9 protein-coding genes are annotated in these 6,508 nt (G+C 41.9%); 5 read left to right on the forward strand and 4 right to left on the reverse strand.

Annotated elements, in window-relative coordinates:
- Positions 1–156 precede the first annotated feature (156 nt).
- The 3 genes from AC1D0K_RS13415 to AC1D0K_RS13425 all read left to right on the forward strand — a co-directional run bounded on the left by AC1D0K_RS13415 (position 157) and on the right by AC1D0K_RS13425 (position 2,166).
- Positions 157–882, forward strand: coding sequence for a dioxygenase family protein (locus tag AC1D0K_RS13415; protein ID WP_477395190.1), 726 nt, complete (start codon positions 157–159; stop codon positions 880–882).
- 69 nt (positions 883–951) lie between these two features.
- Positions 952–1,464 (forward strand): hypothetical protein, encoded by a 513-nt coding sequence (locus AC1D0K_RS13420; protein WP_477395192.1) that lies wholly within the window; start codon positions 952–954, stop codon positions 1,462–1,464.
- On the forward strand, positions 1,465–2,166 hold the full coding sequence (locus AC1D0K_RS13425; RefSeq protein ID WP_477395194.1) for a pirin family protein: 702 nt from the start codon (positions 1,465–1,467) through the stop codon (positions 2,164–2,166).
- Positions 2,167–2,204: 38 nt separating this feature from the next.
- On the opposite strand, the gene AC1D0K_RS13430 is transcribed toward AC1D0K_RS13425, so the two are convergent.
- Genes AC1D0K_RS13430 through AC1D0K_RS13440 form a run of 3 tightly spaced genes read right to left on the reverse strand, consistent with a single transcriptional unit; the run spans position 2,205 to position 4,513 of the window.
- Positions 2,205–2,771 (reverse strand): isochorismatase family protein, encoded by a 567-nt coding sequence (locus tag AC1D0K_RS13430; RefSeq protein WP_477395196.1) that lies wholly within the window; start codon positions 2,769–2,771, stop codon positions 2,205–2,207.
- Between the two features lie 11 nt (positions 2,772–2,782).
- Positions 2,783–4,048, reverse strand: a complete 1,266-nt coding sequence (locus AC1D0K_RS13435; RefSeq protein WP_295713983.1) for an MFS transporter — start codon at positions 4,046–4,048, stop codon at positions 2,783–2,785.
- A 27-nt stretch (positions 4,049–4,075) separates the two neighbouring features.
- Positions 4,076–4,513: a MarR family winged helix-turn-helix transcriptional regulator gene (locus AC1D0K_RS13440; protein WP_477395199.1), complete on the reverse strand. Its 438-nt coding sequence runs from the start codon at positions 4,511–4,513 to the stop codon at positions 4,076–4,078.
- A gap of 212 nt (positions 4,514–4,725) precedes the next feature.
- Between AC1D0K_RS13440 and AC1D0K_RS13445 the strand changes: the two genes are divergently transcribed.
- Together AC1D0K_RS13445 and AC1D0K_RS13450 are read left to right on the forward strand one after the other, a co-directional pair.
- A complete protein-coding gene (locus tag AC1D0K_RS13445; protein ID WP_477395201.1) occupies positions 4,726–5,118 on the forward strand; it encodes a group III truncated hemoglobin in 393 nt (130 codons plus the stop codon).
- Between the two features lie 49 nt (positions 5,119–5,167).
- Positions 5,168–6,043: a glycoside hydrolase family 25 protein gene (locus AC1D0K_RS13450; protein WP_477395203.1), complete on the forward strand. Its 876-nt coding sequence runs from the start codon at positions 5,168–5,170 to the stop codon at positions 6,041–6,043.
- A 188-nt stretch (positions 6,044–6,231) separates the two neighbouring features.
- Here AC1D0K_RS13450 and AC1D0K_RS13455 read toward each other — a convergent pair.
- A partial coding sequence (locus AC1D0K_RS13455) for a glycoside hydrolase domain-containing protein (protein ID WP_477463069.1) occupies positions 6,232–6,508 on the reverse strand: 277 nt, incomplete at its 5' end.

Here is a 6,508-nt window from a genome sequence, read left to right on the forward strand (position 1 = left end):
GCCCGGCCCGGCTGGTTTAAATATCCGGGCGATAAGCATTTCATCGACACAAACCCACTACTAACCGACACTTCATCAGTTCCCATATCCTCCTTAATTACTTTTGAATCAACAAATCAGCAGTAAACAATTATAGCCCCTAAAGGAGAGAGATTTATGGAACGCAAAAACTTTTTAAAAAGCCTGATGATAGGCGCGGTATCTACATCTGTATTGGTTGATGCCTGCAAAAAGGATTCAACAACCACAACAACCAGCAGTACATCAACTACAACTTCGGGCTCAAGTTCCAGCTCGGGAACGTGTAGTGTTATTGAGACCGAGACGGAAGGGCCATTCCCTACCAAAGCCCCGGCATCATATGTGCGCAGCGATATTACCGGCGACCGTACCGGGTATAAATTAACTGTTAAGATTACCATCAACAATAGTAACAACGGCTGCAATGCCTTATCGGGGGCATTAGTTGATATATGGCACTGCGATAGCGCAGGCAATTACTCTGAATACGGCGGCAGCGGAATGCAGGCTACAAACTATACTACCGTTCACTTTTTACGCGGCAGGCAAACAACCGATTCAAATGGACTGGTAACATTTACCTCTATCTTCCCGGGATGGTATTCGGGCAGAGCCACCCATATCCATGTACATGTTTATAATTCATCGGGTACATCGTTAAAGGTAACCCAGATTGCTTTTCCCGAAGGTAGCGGCACCGCGCTGGCAGCAGTAGCAGGTTACACTAAAGGAATGACCGGCTACACCTATAATGCAAGCGACAATGTATTTAGCGATGGTTATACACTTGAACTGGCAACCGTAACCGGCAATACCACCGATGGCTTTGTGCTATCAATAAGTATGAGCGTGCCTGCATAACACTATTGTTCTTTTCATTCAATTATATAAAGGCGCCAGCTTGTTTGGCGTCTTCATTTTTTTTAAATTATGAGTACCTGCATTATCACCCTCTGCTACCGAAAAATCATTGATGCCAATGCTGCTAAACAATGGGATAAGCTGGTATTTGAGTCATCATACCTGGAGTTTAAAATGCAGGCACAGAACTATAGCCTGGGCACATCCTTTACCACCTATGCAGACCTGGTAAAAAATGTTCCAAACGCACATCGGCTTGCCGGGATGATTACTCCATCTATTACAGGTTATGTGCAGCAGTTAGCTGGCATTGTGCCCGATATGCTGAATAATGTGGGCAAACGCTTTTTAAAGTTTAATAAATTTCAACTGGAGGTCATCAACTCCGACATCAATGATAAAACAAAACACCAGGTAGCCATTAATTTTTATACAGAGCAGCTTATCTGGCACCATACTATAGAGAATTTCCTGCTGCTCTCTGACTATAATCCAGCCGAAACAGAAAATGAGGAAGTACTAACCAACCTGTTCCAGGTGCAGCCTTATGTAAATATTTATTCACTTAAAAAGCTACAATAAATGGAAAACAGTTCGCCCGGTCAAATTTACCTTGCCGATGAGCGGGGCATCATTGAAACTGATATTTATAGACGATGCTGCAGTTTTAATTATGAAAGTTATTTTAATGAACATCGCAAGCCTTTTGGCCCCTTAAAAGCACTTAATGATGAGATATTGGCAGCCCAAAAGTCAGTTACCATAGTGATTGCTCACGCTTGCTATTTTGTAATTATTCCTGTAAGGGGCGAATTGCTTTTTAAAGACACACAGGACAATACTACTTTAATTGACGTGGGTGAGGCACATATACACTATACAGCCAAAGGTGATATTTTGGAGTTGATTAACCCCTATCATAAAAATTGGGTAAACTTTTTATACCTGCAAATAATAGCGGATAGTGAAGAATTTTCTTCTTTTAGGGAAACATTCCGTTTTGATTTTGCGGAAAGGCCGAATGAACTGATCGGAATAATTCCGCCAGAGTGTAAATTGCCCTTTAATTTACATATTGGCCAATTTGCCGGGCGAAAGGATACGCTTTACCAGTTAAAAAACCTCCACTCCTTGTTTTTTGTTTTTAATATAACAGGTGCTTTTGAACTGCAAGGCAGGTTAATGCATGAACGTGATGGACTGGCTTTATGGAACCTGGCAGAAGCCGACCTGGAAGCTTTAAGTAATAACGCGGTAATGTTAATATTGGAGATGACGGACTGACGTTTAATTTGCTTTGAGGAGAAAGTTTAAATAAGCCTCTATTCGCTCAACCGGGCAATAATCTCATCAGTAGTGCCTATCTCTCCCAATCTTGGGAAAATGTATTTAAAACTATTTGTGTGCGCATCAGGAAACATATCAGTCATGGCATCACTGGCAAAAGCTATATTGTAACCAAACTCATTTGCAGAACGGGCTGTACCTTCAACTCCGATACTTGTGGCAATGCCAGCTAATACAATCTGGGTAATTCCCCTTTTTTGCAATTCATCATGTAAACCGGTTTGATAAAAAGCTCCCCATTGCCTTTTGGTGATCCTGATATCGCCTTCTTCAACTTTTATCTCAGGTGCAATTTCCAAAAAATCTGCTCCGGGAATTGAGCCTCCTGTTGGGATACTATCTTTACGGGCTTTAAAAGCAGCTGAACCTACAGGATTAACGTTTACTATTACCACAGGTTGTTTTGCTTCGCGAAAGGCAGCTAACAGCCTTGCCGAGTTTTCCAAAATCTTATCAACAGAATGTGCTAACGGCAGCTGCACTATTGACTTTTGCAGATCGATCAATACCAGGGCTATATTTTTATCAAGTGTAGTTATCATATTATGGAGTTTTAATTAGATATAAGCGTATTTACCGGCGGTTGCTGAAGTGTTTGCTCAGCGGCCTTTTTGAGCCGCCTTTTCCGGAGATACCGAAACTGTAACAAGCCTAAAATCACCGCTACAGCACCTTCGCCTAAAACCGTATCCGGTACACCTATTTTTTGCGAAATACCCCCTACCAACAAACCGCCAAGTGGTTGCATTCCAAAAAAGGCCATCGCGTAAAAGCTGATCACCCGGCCACGCATAGCAGGATCAACAGTGGTTTGAATAATGGTGTTACTGATGGTAATTTGAGCCATCATCCCGAACCCGGTAATTGCAGCAAACAGCAACGCTACGGGGTAATTATGCATGTGAGAAAAAGCCACCAGCCCCACGCCAAAAACCAGCGTACTAAGGGTCAGTATTTTTTTAAGATCCAGTCCCGGTTTTAACGAGGCCAGGAAAATGGCCCCTGAGAGGGCACCCAGTCCTATCACACTATCTATTACCCCAAAGGTTGATGCAGTTCCCTTAAATATATCCTTGGCATAAACCGGGATGAGCGTACCAAAAGGTAAAACCATTAAACTGATTACAGATAGCATCAGCAGCACAAACTTAATAGAAGGCGTATTTTTGATATAAGTAAATCCCTCTTTTAGTTCAAAGAGGATATTATTTTTATGTGGCTTTGCTTCAGTTTTGGGTAGTTTCATGAGTAGTAAGGAACATATTACAGCCATAAAGCTGACAGCATTAGCTCCAAAACATACGGTTTCGCCAAATTTTTCCAAAACCAAACCAGCTATGCCCGGCCCAATTAACCGCGATAAATTCACCATGGATGAGTTAAGTGCCAGCGCATTTGGAAGGTCGGTTTTACTGTTTACCATTTCGTAAACCAAAGATTGCCGTGCAGGTACATCAAAAGCATTAATAACGCCCAGTAAAGCACTCAACGCAATAATTTCCCATACATGATAATGCCCGAAAAACACCAACGCTGCCAGCAATAATGCCTGGAGCATTGATGCCGCCTGCGTGGCTAACAATAACTTATAGCGATTATACCTGTCAGATACCACCCCACCTAAAAACGACAATAAAAACGAGGGAAACATATTTGCAAAAAGTGTAACGCCCAATAAAAATTTAGAGTGCGTTTGCGAATACACCACCCAGCTTACCGCTGTTTTCTGCATCCAGGTACCTACCAATGATATGGATTGCCCGGTAAAATAAAGCCGGTAGTTGCGGCTTTTAAAAGCGTTAAACGTATTGATATTCATTAATCACTTATTACTGCCCCTTAGGGATTATTCAAAATCAACAATTTTAGTTAAAGGTCCTATCGCCTTTTTAAGCAATTCCTGCTCCTCTGCGGTGCATGTAGCTTCAATGGCATCGTAAAGCCATACATTACGCTCGGCACGAACCTGCTCTAACAGGGAAAGACCAAGATCCGAAAGACTAATTATAGCCTTCCGCTTATCTGTATCAGAGATGCGCCTGTTGATTAAGCCGCGTTGCTGCAGGTTACTCAATATTTGCGACATGCTTTGCGTGGTTATTTTCTCCATAGCGGCCAATTCGTTCGGTAGTACTTCGTTATGTTGATATATCAATGCAATGGTCGACCGTTCTGTCAGCGATAATTTATCGGCAGTTACAGAATGCTTTCGCAGCACCTTTATAAGGCGCGTTACAACCGTGCGCAGATCGGCGGCCAATTGAATATCTTTTTGTTCAGTCATTTTATTATTAAGTAAACTTATAAGTTTACCTTACAAATATAGGAAAACATTTTATCTGTTAAATGTCATAATGAACGCCATATCACCATTGACGAACCTAAATGGCACAGCAACAAGGCAAAACAATGATCCTTATCATTTATTACCTCTAATCATTTTTTAATTTTGCCATACAGCGAATCAAAAGCTGATTTTAATTTAAATATACGGGCATGAACCCAAAACACGATATAACATCAATAAAAGATATTAAACTATTAGTTGATACCTTTTATCATAAAGTTGCCGAACACTCCTTGCTGGCCCCCATCTTTAACGAACGACTGGGCAGTGAATGGGTACCACACCTGGAAAAAATGTATACATTTTGGCAAACTATATTATTGCAGGAACTAACTTATACCGGCGCACCATTCCCGCCGCATGCCAGGCTACCGGTTGATGAAACGCACTTTAATGATTGGCTTACCTTATTTAGCGAAACCGTTGATAGTCTTTTTACCGGCGAGAAAGCCGATGAAGCAAAATGGCGGGCAGGCAAAATGGCCGAAATGTTTCAGCATAAAATAGCTTACTTTAAAAATAACCCGCTGAATATATTGTAGCTGCAAATTAGCACGGGGAATATGCAGGTCATTTTCGTAAATTCGCCCTGTGCCTCCTCCTGTTAAAAAAACTCCTGCTAAAAGCCCCTCAACGGTAAAAAGGAAACCTGTTGCCAAAAAGAAAACGACTACAGGTTTAGCAACCGGATGGAAAGTTGCTTTCGCCGGCTTACTGCTTATCCTGCTTTCGCCTTTTTATTATGGCTATGTTTTAAAAAGCGCAACCGCCACCTGGCGATGGATCATGGATGCCGGGCAAAACACCAACTACCGCACCTACAAAAGTTTCAATGTGCGCATCCCCAATAATTATACTGTTCATGGCATTGATGTATCATCGTACCAGGGTAAAATAAACTGGGCAAAGGTAAAAGCAATGGAAGAGGATGGCGTACATATCAAATTCGCTTTCATAAAAGCAACAGAAGGCGTTTTAATGACCGATCCCTATTTTCAGCGCAATTGGCGCGAAGCACCCAAAGCAGGGATCATCTGCGGGGCATATCATTACTTTCTGCCACAGAAAAGCGGATTATGGCAGGCAAGATTCTTTTTGCAAACTGTGAAAATTGAAAAAGGCGACCTGCCAATGGTGGTTGATGTTGAAAGACTTTACCGTACCACGCCCGAAAAAATGCGTGCCCAACTCACCCTATTTATTAACCAGGTTGAAACAAAAACCGGTGTAAAACCCATCATCTACACCAACATCAGCTTTTACCAGGATTACCTGCAAGGCTATTTTGATGATTACACTTTATGGATTGCCCACTATTATCAACCCGAACTAAAGATAAGCAGCAAAACCAACTGGCAATTTTGGCAACACTCAGATAAAGCCCGTATAAATGGCATCAACCAAAAGGTTGATATGAGTATTTTTAAAGGTGATAGTACTGCGTTTGAAAAATTACTGGTGAAGTAAAATTTTACGGTCTTATATGGCTCTATAGGTTTACACTCCGTCTTACCCCCTTTTGTTTACTCCAAAACAAAAAAGCCTCCCGTTTTAAAGAGAGGCTTTAATCTGAACCGTTGATTTCGTCGGTTCTATTTTCAAATCATCAAATTACATCCATCTGCACATCTGACATCTGTAATCTGCACATCTGTCTATTTGTGCTTTCCGCCCATGTAAAAAGTGATCTCGCCACCGTTCATGATCTGGGCATGGCTGATGAACAGGCTATCCAGCGTTTTGCCGTTCAATACCATCTTTTGCACATAAACATTCTTCGGACTTTGGTTTTTTACGTTGATAATGAACTTTTTGCCATTGTCCAGGTTGATCGTTGCGCCGTTTACCGCCGGGCTGCCCGTGGAGTATTGGTCTGAACCTGGGGCTACCGGGTAAAAGCCCAGTGTGCTGAAGATATACCAGGCGCTCATC

The sequence above is a fragment of the Mucilaginibacter sp. P1_A3 genome (genome assembly GCF_056406855.1).